13 protein-coding genes are annotated in these 17,772 nt (G+C 69.1%); 10 read left to right on the top strand and 3 right to left on the bottom strand.

Annotation, left to right across the window (positions count from 1 at the left end):
- The first annotated feature begins 176 nt into the window (after positions 1 to 176).
- The 10 genes from M4J07_RS28270 (at position 177) to mycP (ending at position 13,918) form a co-directional block, all read left to right on the top strand.
- Positions 177 to 1,487 carry an extracellular solute-binding protein gene (locus tag M4J07_RS28270; protein WP_255976121.1) on the top strand — a complete coding sequence of 437 codons (1,311 nt, stop codon included), beginning with the start codon at positions 177 to 179 and terminating at the stop codon, positions 1,485 to 1,487.
- A complete protein-coding gene (locus M4J07_RS28265; protein ID WP_255976119.1) occupies positions 1,484 to 2,371 on the top strand; it encodes a carbohydrate ABC transporter permease in 888 nt (295 codons plus the stop codon). Before M4J07_RS28270 ends, M4J07_RS28265 begins: the two co-directional genes overlap by 4 nt.
- A complete protein-coding gene (locus M4J07_RS28260; RefSeq protein WP_255976117.1) occupies positions 2,368 to 3,231 on the top strand; it encodes a carbohydrate ABC transporter permease in 864 nt (287 codons plus the stop codon). Before M4J07_RS28265 ends, M4J07_RS28260 begins: the two co-directional genes overlap by 4 nt.
- A gap of 36 nt (positions 3,232 to 3,267) precedes the next feature.
- Positions 3,268 to 4,881, top strand: coding sequence for a beta-N-acetylhexosaminidase (locus M4J07_RS28255; protein WP_255976115.1), 1,614 nt, complete (start codon positions 3,268 to 3,270; stop codon positions 4,879 to 4,881).
- 360 nt (positions 4,882 to 5,241) lie between these two features.
- Positions 5,242 to 6,138 (top strand): FAD binding domain-containing protein, encoded by an 897-nt coding sequence (locus M4J07_RS28250; protein WP_255976113.1) that lies wholly within the window; start codon positions 5,242 to 5,244, stop codon positions 6,136 to 6,138.
- Positions 6,135 to 7,649, top strand: coding sequence for a 2Fe-2S iron-sulfur cluster-binding protein (locus tag M4J07_RS28245; RefSeq protein ID WP_255976111.1), 1,515 nt, complete (start codon positions 6,135 to 6,137; stop codon positions 7,647 to 7,649). The genes M4J07_RS28250 and M4J07_RS28245 overlap by 4 nt, the downstream gene beginning before the upstream one ends.
- Complete coding sequence (locus tag M4J07_RS28240) at positions 7,646 to 9,979, top strand: xanthine dehydrogenase family protein molybdopterin-binding subunit (protein WP_255976109.1); 2,334 nt, start codon at positions 7,646 to 7,648, stop codon at positions 9,977 to 9,979. Before M4J07_RS28245 ends, M4J07_RS28240 begins: the two co-directional genes overlap by 4 nt.
- Positions 9,980 to 10,196: 217 nt before the next feature.
- Positions 10,197 to 10,718 carry a hypothetical protein gene (locus M4J07_RS28235; RefSeq protein ID WP_255976107.1) on the top strand — a complete coding sequence of 174 codons (522 nt, stop codon included), beginning with the start codon at positions 10,197 to 10,199 and terminating at the stop codon, positions 10,716 to 10,718.
- Positions 10,718 to 12,499, top strand: coding sequence for a hypothetical protein (locus M4J07_RS28230; protein ID WP_255976105.1), 1,782 nt, complete (start codon positions 10,718 to 10,720; stop codon positions 12,497 to 12,499). The genes M4J07_RS28235 and M4J07_RS28230 overlap by 1 nt, the downstream gene beginning before the upstream one ends.
- 3 nt (positions 12,500 to 12,502) lie before the next feature.
- Positions 12,503 to 13,918, top strand: coding sequence for a type VII secretion-associated serine protease mycosin (gene mycP, locus M4J07_RS28225; protein ID WP_255976103.1), 1,416 nt, complete (start codon positions 12,503 to 12,505; stop codon positions 13,916 to 13,918).
- 332 nt (positions 13,919 to 14,250) lie between these two features.
- Here mycP and M4J07_RS28220 read toward each other — a convergent pair whose 3' ends face one another.
- From M4J07_RS28220 to M4J07_RS28210, 3 genes are read right to left on the bottom strand one after another with little or no spacing between them, the layout of a single operon-like run.
- Positions 14,251 to 14,784 carry a DUF3659 domain-containing protein gene (locus M4J07_RS28220; RefSeq protein WP_255976101.1) on the bottom strand — a complete coding sequence of 178 codons (534 nt, stop codon included), beginning with the start codon at positions 14,782 to 14,784 and terminating at the stop codon, positions 14,251 to 14,253.
- A 28-nt stretch (positions 14,785 to 14,812) separates the two neighbouring features.
- Positions 14,813 to 17,149, bottom strand: coding sequence for a hypothetical protein (locus tag M4J07_RS28215; protein ID WP_255976099.1), 2,337 nt, complete (start codon positions 17,147 to 17,149; stop codon positions 14,813 to 14,815).
- A complete protein-coding gene (locus M4J07_RS28210) occupies positions 17,149 to 17,667 on the bottom strand; it encodes a hypothetical protein (RefSeq protein WP_255976097.1) in 519 nt (172 codons plus the stop codon). Before M4J07_RS28210 ends, M4J07_RS28215 begins: the two co-directional genes overlap by 1 nt.
- Positions 17,668 to 17,772: the final 105 nt, after the last annotated feature.

Here is a 17,772-nt window from a genome sequence, read left to right as displayed (position 1 = left end):
CCTCCCGGGCGAGGTCTTCTGTGAGGCCCCTGGTGCGCTGATGCGCGCACCAGGGGCCTCTTTTTGTGCTTCGTAAACCATTGCGCTCACTGGTCCAGTCCTTTTAGCCTCCGTCGTGTTGTGCAGAGCGAAACCCCCATTGCGTATGTTGCAACGACACTTCGGAGGCGTTTCCGATGAACCACCCCCGTACGTTCGCCGCACGAACCGCCGTCCCCCTCGCGGCACTTGTCCTGGCGGCCACCGCCTGCGCCCCCGGCACCTCCGACAACAGCGGCTCCGCCGACGACGAGAAGAGCGGCACCCTGCGCGTCTGGCTCTTCCAGGAGGTCAACAACGCGCCCAAGAAGCAGGTCGTCGACGAGACCGTCACCGCCTTCGAGAAGGCGCACGACGGGGCGAAGGTGAAGGTCGAGTACATCCCCGTCGAGACCCGCGCCGAGAAGATCAAGGCCGCCTTCAACGACCCGAAGAGCGCGCCCGACGTCATCGAGTACGGCAACACCGACACCGCCGGGTACGTGAAGGACGGCGGACTCGCGGACGTGACGAAGGAGTTCGCGGCCTGGGACGAGGCCGCCCAGACGGACCCGACCGCCAAGCAGTCCGTCACCGTCGACGGCAAGGTCTACGGCGCCCCGTACTTCGTCGGCGTCCGAGCCCTCTACTACCGGACCGACGTCTTCGAGCAGCTGGGCGTCGACGTCCCGAAGACCCAGGCCGAACTCGTCGCCACCGCCCGGAAGATCCACAAGGTGCGTCCCGAGCTGTACGGACTCGCCGTCGGCGGCGCGTACACCTACGGCGCGATGCCCTTCATCTGGGCCAACGGCGGTGAACTCGCCGACGAGAAGGGCGACGGGTACGTCTCCGCGATCGACAGTCCCGCCGCGCGGAAGGGCATCAAGGCCTACACGTCCCTCTTCGGCGACACCAACTGTCCCGCCGCCAAGTGCGCCGCCATGGGCGGCAACGACACCGTCACCGCCTTCGCCGCGGGCAAGGCCGCCATGGCGATCGGCGGCGACTTCAGCCACCAGGCCATGGAGGACGGCAAGGTGAAGGGGAAGTACGCCGTCGTGCCGCTGCCGGGGGTGAAGGCGGGGGAGATCGCGCCCGCGTTCGCCGGCGGCAACAACATCGGTGTGCTCAGGAGCACCTCGCACCGCACCCTCGCCGTCGACCTCATGAAGCAGCTCGCCGGGAAGGACACCCAGCGCGAACTCTTCGCCGGCATGGGGTTCCTGCCCACCTACACCGACGTGCGGGACGAGGTCGCGAAGAAGGAGCCGTTCGTCGCGCCGTTCGTGAAGACCCTCGGCGCCGGCGCCAAGTTCGTGCCCGCCTCGCCGGCCTGGGCCAAGATCGACGCCTCGCTCGTCCTGCCGACCATGTTCCAGGAGATCGTCAGCGGACGTAAGGACGTGAAGGCCGCCTCCGGTGACGCGGCGCGGAAGATGGACGACGCCTTCGGGGCCGCCGGGTGAGGTCCGTGCACGGCGCGCGCTGGACACCCTGGCTGTATCTGGCCCCCGCCCTGGTCCTGCTGGGCGGACTGCTCGTCTACCCGATCTACCAACTCGGCCTGATCTCCTTCCTGGAGTACACCCAGGCCCAGGTCAGCGGCGGCGAACCGACGACCTTCCAGGGCCTCGCCAACTACCAGCACCTGTTCTCCGACAGCCAGTTCTGGCAGGTACTGCTCGCCACCGTGCTGTTCGCGGCGGCCTGCGTCGTCTCCACGCTGCTCGTCGGCTGCGCGCTCGCCGTGCTGCTCACCCGGGTGCGGGCCGTGCCCCGGCTCGCGCTGATGCTGGCCGCGCTCGGCGCCTGGGCGACCCCGGCGATCACCGGGTCCACCGTCTGGATGTTCCTCTTCGACCCGGACTTCGGCCCGGTCAACAAGACGCTCGGACTCGGCGACTTCTCCTGGACCTACGGGCGGTACAGCGCCTTCGCGCTCGTCCTGCTCGAAGTGGTCTGGTGCTCTTTCCCGTTCGTCATGGTGACCGTGTACGCGGGGATCAGGGCCATCCCGGGCGAGGTCCTGGAGGCGGCCTCGCTCGACGGGGCCTCGCAGTGGCGGACCTGGCGCTCGGTCATGGCGCCGATGCTGCGGCCCATCCTCGTCGTCGTCACCATCCAGTCGATCATCTGGGACTTCAAGGTCTTCACCCAGATCTACGTCATGACGAACGGCGGCGGCATCGCAGGACAGAACCTCGTGCTCAACGTGTACGCCTACCAGAAGGCCTTCGCCGGGAGCGAGTACAGCCTCGGCTCGGCCATCGGCGTCGTGATGCTCGTGATCCTGCTCGCGGTGACGCTCGTCTATCTGCGGCTGATGCGCCGAGAGGGGAGAGAGCTGTGACCCTGCCCGGCATACGGGCCGCGCGCGGTCTGCGCGTCCGCCGGCCCTGGCGGCTCGCCGCCGAGGCGTCCGCGCTGCTGATCGCCCTCGTCGTCGCCTTCCCCCTCTACTGGATGGTGCTCAGCGCCTTCAAACCGGCCGGCGAGATCGAATCGACCGAGCCCCGCCCCTGGACACTCGCCCCGTCCCTCGACTCCTTCCGCCGCGTCTTCCAACAGCAGGAATTCGGCCGGTACTTCCTCAACAGCCTCATCGTCGCGGGCACCGTCGTCGTGGTCTCCGCGCTCGTCGCATTCCTCGCGGCGACGGCCGTGACGCGATTCCGATTCCGGTTCCGCACGACGCTGCTCATCATGTTCCTCGTCGCGCAGATGGTGCCCGTGGAAGCGCTCACCATCCCGCTCTTCTTCCTGATGCGGGACTTCGGACAGCTCAACACGCTCGGCTCGCTGATCCTGCCCCATCTCGCCTTCTCGCTGCCCTTCGCCGTGTGGATGCTGCGCGGCTTCGTGAAGGCGGTCCCCGAAGCGCTCGAAGAGGCCGCCTACATCGACGGCGCGAGCCGCGCCCGCTTTCTCTGGCAGATCCTCTTCCCCCTCGTCTTCCCCGGTCTGGTGGCGACGAGCGTCTTCTCCTTCATCTCCACCTGGAACGACTTCCTGTTCGCGAAGTCCTTCATCATCAGCGACACGTCCCAGTCGACGCTGCCGATGGCCCTGCTCGTCTTCTTCAAACCGGACGAGAACGACTGGGGCGGAATCATGGCAGCCTCGACCGTGATGACCCTCCCCGTACTCGTCTTCTTCGTCCTCGTGCAGCGGCGCCTGGTCTCCGGGCTCGGCGGCGCGGTCAAGGACTGACCCCCTAGAGACCCCATAGAGAAGGGCCTGGCATTCATGGATCTCATTCCGGCACCCCGCCGTGTGGTGGAGGGCGACGGCTCGTACGAACTCGGTGGCGGCACCGGGATCGTGGCGGGCGAGGGCACCGAGGACACGGCGCGCTGGCTGCGCGCCACGCTCGGCGCCGTGACCGGGCTCGCACTGGCGCCCGCGAGCGCGGACGGCACCGATGCCGTACGGCTGTCCGTCGACCCCTCCCTGGCGGCGGAGGCGTACCGGCTGAGCGTCACCGCCGACGGCGTGACCATCGAGGGCGGCGCCGCGGCCGGTGTCTTCTGGGGGGCCCAGACGCTGCGTCAGCTCCTCGGCCCCGACGCCCACCGCCGGGCCCCGCTCGCCGCCGACCGCCGGTGGACCCTGCCGTACGTGACGATCGAGGACAGCCCGCGCTTCCGCTGGCGCGGCGCGATGCTCGACGTGTCCCGCCACTTCATGCCGAAGGACGGGGTCCTGCGCTTTCTCGATCTGCTGGCCGCCCACAAACTCAACGTCTTCCACTTCCACCTCACCGACGACCAGGGCTGGCGTGTCGAGATCAAGCGCTACCCGAAACTGACGGAGCACGGCTCCTGGCGGTCACGGACGAAATTCGGCCACCGGGCCTCGGAGTTGTGGGAGGACAAGCCGCACGGCGGCTTCTACACGCAGGACGACATTCGGGAGATCGTCGCCTACGCCCACGCCCGGCATATCGCGGTGGTCCCCGAGATCGACGTGCCCGGCCACTCGCAGGCGGCCATCCACGCGTATCCGGAACTCGGCAACTCCGATGTGATCGACACGTCTTCTCTCCCCGTCTGGGACACCTGGGGCGTCAATCCGAACGTACTCGCCCCCACTGACAACACCCTCCGGTTCTACGAGGGCGTCTTCGAGGAACTCCTCGGCCTCTTCCCCTCGACGTTCATCCACGTCGGCGGCGACGAATGCCCCAAGGACCAGTGGAAGCAGTCGCCGACCGCCCAGGCCCGCATCAAGGAACTGGGACTGAAGGACGAGGACGAGCTGCAGTCCTGGTTCATCCGGCACTTCGACACCTGGCTGAGTGAGCGCGGCCGGCGGCTCGTCGGCTGGGACGAGATCCTGGAGGGCGGCCTCGCGCCCGGCGCCACCGTCTCCTCCTGGCGCGGCTACGCGGGCGGCATCACCGCGGCCAAGGCGGGCCACGACGTCGTCATGTGCCCCGAGCAGCAGGTCTATCTGGACCACCGGCAGGCGGCCGGGGAGGACGAGCCGGTCCCGATCGGGTACGTCCGCACCCTGGAGGACGTCTACCGCTTCGAGCCGGTTCCGCCGCAGCTCACCGCGGACGAGGCCCGGCACGTGCTCGGCACCCAGGCCAACCTGTGGAGCGAGGTGATGGAGGACGCCCGGCGCGTCGACTACCAGGCCTTCCCGCGCCTCTCCGCCTTCTGCGAGGTGGCCTGGAGCGAACTGCCCGCCCCGGCCGAGCGCGACTACGCGGACTTCGAGCGCCGCATGGCCGTCCACTACCGGCGACTTGACGCGCTGGGCGTCGACTACCGGCCGCCGGGCGGCCCGTTGCCGTGGCAGCGTCGCCCCGGAGTGCTCGGACGTCCGATCGAAGGGGCGCCCCCGAACGTGTGAGTCCGGCCCTCGTGCGGCGTGTCCCGGGGGTGCACTCCCGGGACACGTGCGCCCCCAGGGGCGCGACCGGCCCTTATATCGCGCCTACGTCACCCCATACATCGCCGAAGAGTGTCAATTCGCGCTCACCGGCGATGCGGTGCGATATCGGTCATCTCCCAGGTGGAAGGGGCGAATGCCTCCTACCGGACCCCCTCTCCGGGCTCCCGGGAAGATGTGCCAGAGTTGCCACGTCCGGCCTGTCAGCACGTACCGTACGGCGGAACAGGCGTAACGGCGGGAACGGCGGTCACGCGCGGACCACGCGGGACCGGCACGCCGCCGGGCGCGCGGCCGGACATCGGGAAGGGGCAGCCGGTTTTGACCACGCACGCACCGCAGGCGACACAGGCCGCGGTACTTCCGGGTTCGCTGGACGAGGCGGTCGCAGCGCTCGCCGCGATGCCCGCGGCCGTGCCCGTCGCCGGCGGCACCGACCTCATGGCCCAGGTCAACGCGGGTCAACTCCGCCCGGCCGCCCTCGTCGGCCTCGGCCGGATCAGCGAGATCCGCGGCTGGCAGTACCAGGACGGCCACGCGCTGCTCGGCGCCGGCCTCACCCACGCCCGGATGGGCCGCCCCGACTTCGCCGCCCTCATCCCCGCCCTCGCCGCCTCCGCGCGCGCCGCGGGCCCGCCGCAGATCCGCAACGCGGGCACGCTCGGCGGCAACATCGCGTCGGCCGCCCCGACGAACGACGCGCTGCCCGTACTGGCCGCCCTCGAAGCCACGTTGATCATCGCGGGGCCGCAGGGCGCCCGCCGCGAGGTCCCCGTCTCGCACCTGCTGGCCGGCATGGAGATGCTCCGGCCCGGCGAGCTGATCGGCTTCGTCCGGGTCCCGCTGCTGCACGCGCCGCAGGTCTTCCTGAAGGCCACCGGACGGACCGGCCCCGGCCGGGCGACCGCGTCCGTGGCCCTGGTCCTCGACCCGGCCAGGCGCGGCGTGCGCTGCGCCGTCGGCGCCATCGCGCCGATGCCGCTGCGCCCGCTGGAGGCCGAGCAGTGGGTGGCCTCGCTCATCGACTGGGACGGCGAGCGGAGCGCACTCGTACCGGAGGCCGTGCAGGCGTTCGGCGAGTACGTCGCCGCGGCCTGCATCCCCGACCCGGCCCCCGCTCCCGACGGCACGCAGGAGACCCTGCCGGCCGCCGTACTGCATCTGCGGCGCACCGTCGCCGCGCTGGCCCGACGTGCACTCGGGAGGGCGCTGTCGTGACGAACCCCGGTACCGGTCATGGCTCTGGCGCGGACGGCTGGGAGCCGTTGCCCCAGGGCGACTACGACTCCGACGCGACCGCGTTCGTACAGCTGCCGCCCGACGGCTTCCCCGACGAGGCGCCGCTCGCCGCACCCGGCCACGGCTACGTGCCGCCGCAGATAACGGTGAGCCCGGCCACGGGTGCCGCCGCGACCGACCCGGCGGCGACCGGGGTGTGGGTGCTGCCGCAGGAGCTGACGGGGGCCGGGGAGTCTTCGGATCCCGCCGGTGCCCCTTCGGGCGGTGCTTCCGGTGACCCTTCGGGCGGTGCTGCGGGTGGCGCGGGCGTCAGCTGGCCCGACGCGAACCAGCAGCAGTACGGGGCGCCCGCGCAGGGCAGCACCGGCCAGTGGTCGATCCCGCTCGCGGGCGGTGAACTGCCGGACGAGTCGGGCGAGTTCACGACCTCGGCGCTCGCCTCGCAGTGGGGCGACCGCACGCCGCCGCCCGCCACGCTGCCGGGCGGCGCGGCCGCGCCGTGGGCGAGTGAGGCGTGGGCCCAGCCGGCCGGTCCTGAGCCCGAAGCGGAACCGGAACCGGAACCGGAACCGGTGGTTGCCGAGGTTCCTGAGGTCGAGGCCGAGCTGGAACCGGAGGCCGTACGGGCCGAGGAGCCGGTAGAGGCGGACGCGGATGCGCCTTCGGACACGGATGTGGAGGCGGGGTCGGAGCCGGGGACGGCTGTTTCCGACCTGGACGCGGACGGCGAGACGGCGGACGACACGGAGACGGACGACGCCCCGGCCCGCCTCCCGCTCCACGACGACCACCCCCTGGTCAGCTACGTCCTGCGGGTCAACGGCGCCGACCGCCCCGTCACGGACGCCTGGATCGGCGAGTCGCTCCTGTACGTGCTGCGCGAGCGCCTCGGCCTGGCGGGTGCCAAGGACGGCTGCTCGCAGGGCGAGTGCGGAGCGTGCAACGTCCAGGTGGACGGCCGCCTCGTCGCCTCCTGCCTGGTGCCCGCGGCGACCGCGGCCGGCAGCGAGGTCCGCACCGTCGAGGGTCTGGCCGCCGACGGGCAGCCCTCCGACGTGCAGCGGGCGCTGGCCGCCTGCGGGGCCGTCCAGTGCGGCTTCTGCGTTCCCGGCATGGCGATGACGGTCCACGACCTGCTCGAGGGCAACCCGAACCCGACCGACCTGGAGGCTCGCCAGGCGCTGTGCGGCAATCTGTGCCGCTGCTCCGGGTACCGGGGCGTCCTGGACGCGGTCCGGCAGGTGACGGTCGAGCGGCAGACGTCCGCGGAGGCGGCGGCCGCCGAACCACCGCCCGGCCCCGGCGCGGAGGAACCCCGCATCCCGCACCAGGCGGGCCCGGCGCCCAGCGAGGGCATCCAGGACTTCCACGGCGATCACGGCGATCACGGCGGTCAGGGAACCTACGGGGATCGCGGCGACCACGACGCTCACGGGTCGCACGGTCCGCACGGTACGTACGGGGACTTCAAGGACGGAGGCCAGGCGTGACCAACGAGACGACCGAGGTCCCCGTGGCCCCAGAGGCGGAAGGCCTCCCGCACGGACTGGGCACCACGCTCCCCTCGGCGGAGGCCCGCGCCAAGACGGAGGGCACCTTCCCGTACGCCTCCGACCTGTGGGCCGAGGGCCTGCTCTGGGCGGCGATCCTGCGCTCCCCGCACGCGCACGCACGCGTGGTCTCCATCGACACCACCCACGCGCGCGAGATGCCCGGCGTCCACGCGGTGGTCACGCACGAGGATGTCGCCGGCGGCCCGCTCCCCGGCCACCGCACGGCGGACCGCCCGGTCTTCGCCTCCGAGGTCGTACGCCACCACGGCGAGGCCCTCGCGGCGGTCGCGGCCGACCACCCGGACACGGCCCGGATGGCCGCCGCGGCGATCATCGTCGAGTACGAGGTGCTCGACCCGGTCACCGACCCCGAGCAGTCCTTCGCCGCCGAACCCCTGCACCCCGACGGCAACCTGGTCCGCCACATCCCGCTGCGCCACGGCGACGCGGAGGCGACGGGCGAGGTGATCGTCGAGGGCCAGTACCGCATCGGCCGCCAGGACCCGGCGCCGATCGGCGCCGAGGCCGGCCTCGCCGTACCCCGCCCCGACGGCGGCGTGGAGCTCTACATCGCGTCCACGGACCCGCACGGCGACCGCGATCTGGCGGCCTCCCGCTACGGCCTGGAGCCGGAGCGCGTGAAGGTCGTCGTCACGGGCGTGGCGGGCGCGACGGCCGACCGGGAGGACCCGAGCTTCCACCTCCCGCTGGGGCTGCTGGCGCTGAAGACCGGCTGCCCGGTCAAGCTGACGGCGACCCGCGAGGAATCCTTCCTGGGCCACCCGCACCGCCACCCCACGCTGCTCCGCTACCGCCACCACGCGGACGCGGACGGCAGGCTGGTGAAGGTCGAGGCGCAGATCCTGCTCGACGCGGGCGCCTACGCGGACACCTCGTCGGACGCGCTGGCGGCGGCCGTGGCCTTCGCCTGCGGCCCGTACGTGGTGCCGCACGCCCTGATCGAAGGCTGGGCGGTCCGCACGAACAACCCGCCCTCCGGTCACGTACGGGGCGAGGGCGCGCTCCAGGTCTGCGCCGCCTACGAGGCCCAGATGGACAAGCTCGCGAAGAAGCTGGGCATCGACCCGGCCGAGCTGCGCATGCGCAACGTCCTTGCGACGGGCGACGTCCTGCCGACGGGCCAGACGGTGACGTGCCCCGCGCCGGTCGCCGAACTCCTCTCCGCGGTGCGGGACTTCCCGCTGCCCGCCCTTCCGAAGGACACGCCCGAGGAGGACTGGCTGCTGCCGGGCGGACCGGAGGGGGCCGGTGAGCCCGGGGCGGTCAGGCGGGGCGTCGGCTACGGCATCGGCATGGTCCACATGCTCGGCGCGGAGGGCGCGGACGAGGTGTCGACGGCCACCGTCAAGGTCCTGGACGGCGTCGCCACGGTCATCTGCGCGGCGGTCGAGACGGGCCAGGGCTTCACCACCCTCGCCCGCCAGATCGTCCAGGACACGCTCGGCATCGACGAGGTGCACGTGGCGCCGGTCGACACGGACCAGCCGCCGGCGGGCCCGGGCTGCCGCGGCCGACACACATGGGTGTCGGGCGGTGCGGTGGAACGCGCGGCGAAGATGGTCCGCACGCAGCTGCTCCAGCCGCTGGCCCACAAGTTCGGCATGTCCACGGAGCTCCTCCAGATCGCGGACGGCAAGATCACGTCGTACGACGGGGTCCTGTCCACGACGGTCGAAGAGGCCATGGAGGGCAAGGAGTTGTGGGCGACGGCGCAGTGCCGCCCCCACCCCACCGAGCCGCTGGACGCGACCGGCCAGGGCGACGCCTTCGTGGGCCTCGCGTTCTGCGCGATCCGCGCGGTCGTCGACGTCGACATCGAGATCGGCTCCGTACGGGTGGTGGAACTGGCGGTGGCGCAGGACGTCGGCCGGGTCCTCAACCCGGGCCAGCTCGCGGCCCGCATCGAGGCCGGGGTCACGCAGGGCGTGGGCGCGGCGCTCACGGAGAACCTCCGGACCCCGAAGGGCGTCGTCCGGCGCCCCGACCTGACCGGCTATGCGCTGCCCACGTCCCTCGACGCGCCGGACATCCGCATCGTGAAGCTGGTCGAGGAGCGGGACGTGGTCGCCCCGTTCGGCGCGAAGGCCGCCAGCGCGGTGCCGGTGGTCGCGTCCCCCGCTGCGGTCGCCTCGGCGGTCCGCGCGGCGACGGGCCGCCCGGTGAACCGCCTCCCGATCCGCCCGCAGGCGGCGGTCGTGACGGAACCGCTGCCCGTGCCCGCCGCAGCCGCCGAGGCAACTGGCTGAATCCCACGGCCTGTTGACCGCACCGCCTCGGTTTCGAACTGTTACGCGCCGTGGCGTTCTGTGACGTGATGTGTGTTGCCTCTGCCCTGAGGCGACTGTGAACTGTCAGTGCGCCTGGCTAGAGTTGTGCCCAGACTTCTGACTTTGGCTTCGGCAGTGACCGTACGGGGCACGGGGATCCAAGGGACTTCACGGGGGAACGGGGAGGGCGGACGCGATGGCGGACGACAAGGGTGGCGGTGGCCTGGGCGGCTGGGCGTTCGGCGTCGTCGAGGCGGCGAAGGACGCGGTCGGTGACGTCGTCACCGAGCTGGAGTCGTTCACCAAGTTCCAGCAGCGGGTCGACCAGCTGATCAAGGACCTGAGGGAATCACCGGCGGGCCCGAAGAAGGTCGGCCACGAGCCGCTGGGCCGCACGAAGTTCGGCGGCGGCCACAAGGGCTGGCACGAGGCCGACAGCATGTTCACCCAGTACGACACGGTGATCGCCGACCTGGAGAACCTCTCGAGCCTCCTCTCGGACTCGATAGAGGCGATGGGCATCGCGGTGCTGGCGTCGCACAAGGGTTACGACAACGTCGACGACGACGTGCGGCGGCGGTTGGCCGCGATCAATGCGGAGACCACGGATCACTACGGCGGCGAGTACGTGCCGGAGAAGGAGAAGCAGGCCGCGGATCCCGGCGGGTCGGGCAAGGCCGAGAAGCAGCGTGGCGGCGACAGCGGCGGGAGCATGTAATGGCTGGCCAGGGCAAGAAGACGTCGTTCGACGGCATGACGCACGAGCAGATGCTCGCGTGGCTCGACGAGGCGGACGCCGGCACGGTCCAGGCGGCGGCGGACAAGCTGTCCGCCGCGGCCAAGGAGATCCACTCCATCGCCGACGAGCTCAAGGTCCGTCCTCAGTGGGTGAAGTGGAAGGGCGACGGCGCCGACTCCTTCCGCCAGTGGGCGGGCAAGCTGGCCAACGTGACCGTGGCGATGGGCGACTACAGCCAGGACACGTCGAAGTGGCTCGGCCAGGCGGCCACGGCGATCGGCAAGGCCAAGACCTCGGCGCCGCGGGACAAGGGCGTCGACGCGAACATCGACGCGGCGCGGTCCGCGCACAACGATCCTGACGCGCAGACGATCCTCTCGAAGAACATGGCGGTGCGACAGCAGACCGCTGATGAGTTGGAGAAGCTGGGGCAGGCGTATTCGTTGTCTGCTTCGCAGATGGCGGCGGCGCGGAAGCCGGAGCTTTTGAAGTTTCCGCCGATGCCGTCGAAGATCCAGGACCCCGAGGCCAGCAAGTTCTACGGAAGCGAGGACTTGGGCACCGGACGGGGCGGTGCAGGGGGAGGCGCCGTCGGTGGCGCCCCTTCGATCGCAGGTACGGGTTCAGCGGCGCACGGAGCCGCGGTGAGTGGTGCCGCCCGTCCGGGTGCTGAGGCGGGCGTGGCGCCCGGCGTCAGTGGATCTGCCGGGGCCGCAGCACCGGCCGTTCCGGAGACGCCCACGCGTATGGGAATCGACTCGGTCGACACCCTCCCGCCCATGACACAGCAGCCGACCGGTTCCGCCCCTCCGACAACCCCTGGCCCGACCGCTCCGAACCAGACCGGCCCCGGGCTGATCCCGCCGGCCTACGGCATCACCGGCACGCCCAATCAGCCTGCTCGCGGCGGTGTCCCGCCGGTGAACGGCCGCCCGGCCACCGGTCCGACGGCCCGCGGAATCACGGGCCGCCCCACCGCACCCGGCGCCCCGGGCCTGACGGGTCGTCCCACCGGACCTGGCGCCCCGGGCCTGACCGGCCGTCCCACTGGTCCTGGAACGCCGGGAGCGAACGGCCGTCCTACGGCCCCTGGCGTCACGGGCCGCCCGACGGGTCCCGGTGCCTCGAACGCATACGGACGCCCGACGAACACCACGGGACCTGGTCAGTCCGCGACAGGAGCGGGCCGGAGCACCGGCTCGGTCCAGGGCCGTGGACCCGCTCAGAGCGGTGTCACGGGTGGGCGCCAGCAACCGGGAGCAGGCAGGTCCACGACCGGCATGCCGCGAGGCACGGTCATGGGCGCCGAAGGGAACACGCGGGGCACGACGGGCACGCGAGGCCCGTCGGCTCAGCCGCAGAGCGGCATCAGCGGCAGGCCGACCAACCCCGGTTCCGGCTCGTCCCGGGGCACGACTCCGGGGCGACTGTCGGCCGGAGCCACGGGCGCCAAGGGTGTCGTCGGAGGTTCGCCCAGCCAGCAGCAGAGGGCGAACACCAAGGCGTTCAGCCAGGGGGGATCGGGTCTGGTCCGTCCTCAGGGCGGGGCGGGAGCCGGCGGCGAAGGTTCCCGGAACTCGGGTGCGGCAGGTCATGGCGGCGCAGCGCCGGCCGGATCACGCCCCGGAACGCGCCGTGACGACGAGCAGGGCAGCGACCGCCCCGACTACGTCACCGAGGATCAGGACACCTGGCAGCCGGACGCACGCCGTAGTGTGCCTTCCGTTGTCACGGACGACACCAAGAGCGACGAGAGGTAACCCATGCCCCCCACCAACAGCAACCGCCGCAGAAACTTCGGCGCGGCAGCCTCGGCAGCGCTAGGCCTGCTGTTGGTGGGAACGGTGGCGGTGGCCCCCGCCCAGGCGGACTCCTTCCGCTCGCAGCAGTGGCATCTGGACGCCATGAAGGCTGACCAGATGTGGAAGACCAGCACCGGTAAGGGCATCACGGTGGCCGTGGTGGATACCGGAGTCAACGCGGATCACCCGGACCTGCAAGGTCAGGTGCTCCCTGGGAAGGACCTGGCCAAGAAGGCGACCGGTGATGCGCACACGGACTACGACGGTCACGGCACCGGTATCGCCGGAGTGATCGCAGGGACCGGTTCGGGCAATGGCGGGAACGGAGCTTTCGGCCTTGCCCCGAGAGCCAAGATCCTCCCTGTCCGGATCTCCAACGGCGAAAGGGCCGCCAACCGCGGAGAGTCGTCGGAGTGGGTGTTCACCGAGGTGGCGCAGGGCATCAGGTACGCAGCGGACCATGGTGCGAAGGTCATCAACGTTTCACACGGTGCAGCGACGGTCAGCCCGGATCAGAAGCCCTTGACCGATCAGTTGGCGGATGCGGTCAAGTACGCCTTGGGTAAGGGGTCTTTGATCTTTGCTGCCACCGGCAATGACGGCAGTACGACCAACTCCGTCAACTACCCGGCTGCCACTCCTGGCGTGGTGGGTGTCGGCGCAATCTCCGAGAACGGCAAGCGTACGAGCGAGTCCAACGAGGCCTCGCACGTGGATGTGGCCGCACCAGGCATGGACATTGTCCACGCCTGCGGCGGCAAGACGGGCTACTGCAAGAGCCACGGCACCAGTGACGCCAGCGCACTGGCCTCCGCGAGTGCAGCTCTCATCTGGTCCAAGCACCCCTCCTGGACCAACAACCAGGTCCTCAAGGTCATCCTGAACACCATCGGCGGCCCGACGGACGGCGCCAAGCGCAACGACAGCATCGGCTACGGCATCGTCCGCCCCCGCATCGCCCTGACCAACCCCGGAAACCCCGGCCCGGCCGACAAGTTCCCGATGTCGGACTTCCCCGTGGTGGCCAAGTCGCCGGCTCCGGAAGCTTCGAAGGCAACGGGCAGCGACGAGAAGCCTGAAGCGGCGGCTGCCGCCAAGGACGACGGCGGCAACACCGGGCTGTGGATCGGCGTGGGCGTCGCGGCAGTCGTGGTGATCGGCGGAGCCGTCGCCTTCGTGGCGGCCAGGCGCCGTCGCGGCGACCAGCAGGTCCCGCCTCCGCCTCCGGGGGCTCCGGTGCAGCAGGGCTATCCCGGTGGGCCGTACGGCGCTCCGCAGCAACAGCCTTACGGTGGACAGCAGTTCACGGGACAGCAGCCGTACGGTCCGGGGACGCCGGGTGGCAGCCCGGAGAGCAACCCCTACCGCGGTTCCTAGCAGGGGAGCCTCGCAATCGATCTAGGCGGTCGTCACAGACCAGCGCAGGCCTTCGTGGCGGCGACGGCCTGCGCGTAGCCCCGAATCGAGGCGAGCAATGTCTTGTCGGTGGCTGTGCGTGTCGTTCGGGCCGTCACCCGCAACGACCGCTCGGACTCTGCCGAGAAAGAGCACTGCACACGCCCGACAGCACCAGTGCTGGCGACGCGGTGGCGAGCGTCAGCAAGGACCCCCGCAGCAACAAGAAGTTTGGGACGAGTGAGCCTCACAACCCGGTCTTCCCTGCTGACCTCCATGCTTTGTGGGCGCCAGTGGGCCCGAATTGCGAAGTTCTACCCAGGCTTAGTGCAGGTATCGGACTGCTTCACAGCCTTCGTGTACGCAGAGACCAGACGTTTCATCGCGTCCGGACTGCCGCGTCCGTCCGCATACGCCTTGATCGACGTGAAGAGTTTGTACTTGGGATGGTCCGGACTGGTGCATGGATCGACCGAGCTAACCGCTCCGGTTTCCGAGTAAATAAGGCGGCCATCCTCGGAGATCTCGGCGCCATCAAGCTTGGGATTCCCTTCGGCTACCTGTGCCAAGGTATCGCCGTCCTCCCACCATTCTTGACTGGCGATGAAGGCGACTTTCCCATCCACGTTCACTTGGCAATTCTTCTGACTGGGAACCGGATCCTCTTCCCTGATGACAATACTCTTCCCTTCCGGGAGGAATGGTGTCAGAAGAGTTGAATCGATGGAGATTCCGCACAGATCTTTAGGGATGGCATAATTTCGCTCCGGTTCCGAATTGTCAGAACAGCTGGCAAGGGTGCACATTGTGACTGCCAATGACATGACCACAAGCTGGCGAGCGCGCACTTCAGGTCCTCGTATGATGTGAGACTGCTCAAATGTCCGTGATGAGTTCTGGGGCGACACGCTCCATATATGACCCTCCGGCGAGGAACCCCTTCCTGGATTCAATCTCTGCCCATGAGGCTGCGTCCCCCGGGTTCTTGAGGCCGTGAGCATGGGCGGCTTCGGAAGCGGCCCTTCTCGTGTACGTCATGTTGTTTTTCTGCCCGTTTTCCCAATCCTCGCCCATTTTGGGTCCGGCGTTATCTTTTGCGGATCCCTCTGCGTCCTTGAACAGCTCTTCCAGCATGGCGCTGGTTACAGTTCCAGCGGCTCCGCCGACGCCGGCGCCAACTGCGGGGGAAGCGATGAATGAGGTTCCCACTCCGATGCCGGTTCCAACGGTGCCGGCAATCGCGCCCTTCCATTGGCCCACTGCATGGTCGTAAGCCTTGTCCTCGAGATCGGCAGGTCCCGAGACGCCCTGCTGCCTTCCCATCGCCAGTGACCCCGAGACCTCTCCCGAGTGCTCGGCAATGGCGCGCACTGTCAACTCTAGGTCGCGGTGAGGACGTTGGCTCTCCGGCAGGTCCGGGCGCAAGTGGTAGTCCATCAGATTGGCCATGTAGCTCTTCTGGCCGACTTCAACGGCCGCGTAGCCCTCCGGGTTCTGGCCTACAGCGAAAAGGAATCGGGAGACGTCGTGATGATTCATTTCCGCAGAGGATCCTGCTACCGGGTAGAGGTTTTCGATTCGCTTCCACGCGTCGAGGCCGTCCCTGTCGTTCCGAGCGGGATGAGGATCGACGTCGGTCTGTGCCCTGCTGATGTCAGGAAGGTACTCTGATGCGATCTGGCCCATACTGTCGGACATGTAACTGCTGTCCGTGAGGCGCCCGTTATCTTCAGAAACAGAAGCGACGATACTTTCGAAGAGTTTACTTTGTTCTGCGTTGTGCGCCGGAGTGTCCTTGGTGGGCAACTCTCCAGCCGGATGCCCAGTCGTGGCAGCCTCCAGAGCCAGGGCCAAGTTGTTCTGCCCTGTGTGAAGTTCGTCCCCTTCCAGGCTCGTCTCCTGCGGCCAGTCCCGCTCCTCGAAGAGGTACTGAAAGTTGGAGAGTTCCTTCTTCCCCATCTTTCCGTCGCCGTCCGTGTCATGCTCGAACGGATTGTCCGGGTCCTCCTTGGACACGTACTCCTGGTTGAAGAACTCGGTGGCCGCGTCCGGGCTGTTGGAGAGGCCCTTGAGGTATCCGGTCAGCGGATCGTCGCCACTGTCGCCGCCGTCCTTGCCCATGAAGTTGAGGCGCTGGTCCGACCCCATGTGCTGCCAGGCGTTGTTGCCGTGCTCGCCCTTGCCGGTGAGGTGCCGCTCGGTCTTCATGAGCGCGTCGCCGTACTGGGTCATGAACGTGTCGTCGTAGTTGCCTGCCCGCATGAGATTGCTCATGACCTGGAAGCCCATCGGGCCGCTGCCGTTGGGGCCCAGCCGTTTGTCGCCCGAGTCGATCATCGTGCGCTTCCAGTCGGCCATGGCGGCCGAGTCGCTCTGAGAGGCGCTCGCAAGTGTCAGACTCAGGTTCTTCTGAAGGTCGTCGAGCTGGTCCTTCCGGGCCAGGTACAGATCGCGATTCTCGTAGGGGTTGGTGACTCCGGTCCAGAATTCCAACGTCTTCTTCGGCCCCAGAGCGGTGGCGAACCGTTCCGAGAACAGCTCGTCGTTCTTGTACTTCTGCAGTCCGGCATTGATCCGGTCGAAGTCCTTGGCCGTCAGGTCCTCGGGGTCCTTCTTCGCGAGCTTGGCCAGGTCTTCGGCTTCCTTGAGGGCCGCCGCCGCGTCGTCCCGGTCCTTGTAGCTCGCGTCCGAGAAGCCCATCTCGCTCTGGTCGGCGATCGCCTTGAGGACCTCGTTCGCGGAGCTGTCGCTCTCGGCCGCGTTCTTGAGGATCTTCTCGATCTCGTCGCGCAGCGCGGTGATGTCGTGCTGGTTGTCCTTGTCGGTGTGGGCGCGGCCCTCCGGCGGGACGTTCGAGGTGACCGTGAAGCCGCCGTCGTAGCCGATGACGGTGATGTTCTGCTTGCGGCCCCGCTCCACTGCTTCTTCGAGCTGGCCCTTGTACTTCTTCAGCTCTCCCCGGGTGTCGCGGAGGATGTTGTGAACCGTCGTGGCCTGCGTGTGGGCGTCCGCGAACTCGCCGGCGGTCTTGCCGATGAACCGCTTGGTCACCTGGGAGTTGAGGCCGGACCAGTCCGCCTTGTTGGCGGCCTTGTGCAGGCCGTCCTCGGCTTTGGTCTTGAGGGTCAGCAGGTTGTCGACGAGGTGGCCCCAGTCCGTGACGGCGTCGTCGAGGAGCTTGAAGTTGGCGTGGTACAGCGCGTCGAAGTCCATCAGCTGTCCTTCTTGTCGCTGGGTTTGCCGTAGTACGCGGGGTTGCGGCGGCCCTCTTCGCCGACGCGTTCGTCGAAGCCCTGGTCCAGGGTGTCGATGCTGCTCATCTGGCGCTGGATGTAGTGCTCGTCCCCGGCATGGACCTTCTTCGTGGTCTGCATGTGGTTGGAGATGTGGGCGCACGCGTCCATCAGGGAGTTCAGCTGCTCGCTCCAGCGGTTCGCCACGTGCTGGAGCCCCGAGCCGACGGAGAAGCCCTGTCCCGAGAGGTCGGCGGCGGCTTTGGTGCTGCTGGCGTCGGCGACGCGGGCCTTGTCCCACAGGAGTTGGTAGAGCTCGCCCGCCTCGCCGCCGATCTTGGCCAGATCGCGGTCCGAGACCTTCAGGTCCCCGGTCTTGCCGGGCAGCGCCGCGCTGCTTCCATCGAGGCCTCCGCCGTCGACCGTGTTCAACTGCATATGGGTTGACTGCCGGTCGGCCGCGCTCGCCTTGGCTTGTTCCCACTCGTCCCATGCCATGGGTGAGTACCTTCCCCCGTGTCGTGATTGCTGGTGCGACTATCGGATGCACTGGCTTCGATCAACCTAGCAACGCAGCTTGCAAGATCACGCAGCGTGTCCGGG

The organism is Streptomyces longispororuber, assembly GCF_024448165.1.
GTDB lineage: Bacteria > Actinomycetota > Actinomycetes > Streptomycetales > Streptomycetaceae > Streptomyces > Streptomyces longispororuber_A.
Note: the sequence above shows the minus strand (reverse complement) of the source record. Positions and strands in the feature narration are given on the sequence as shown.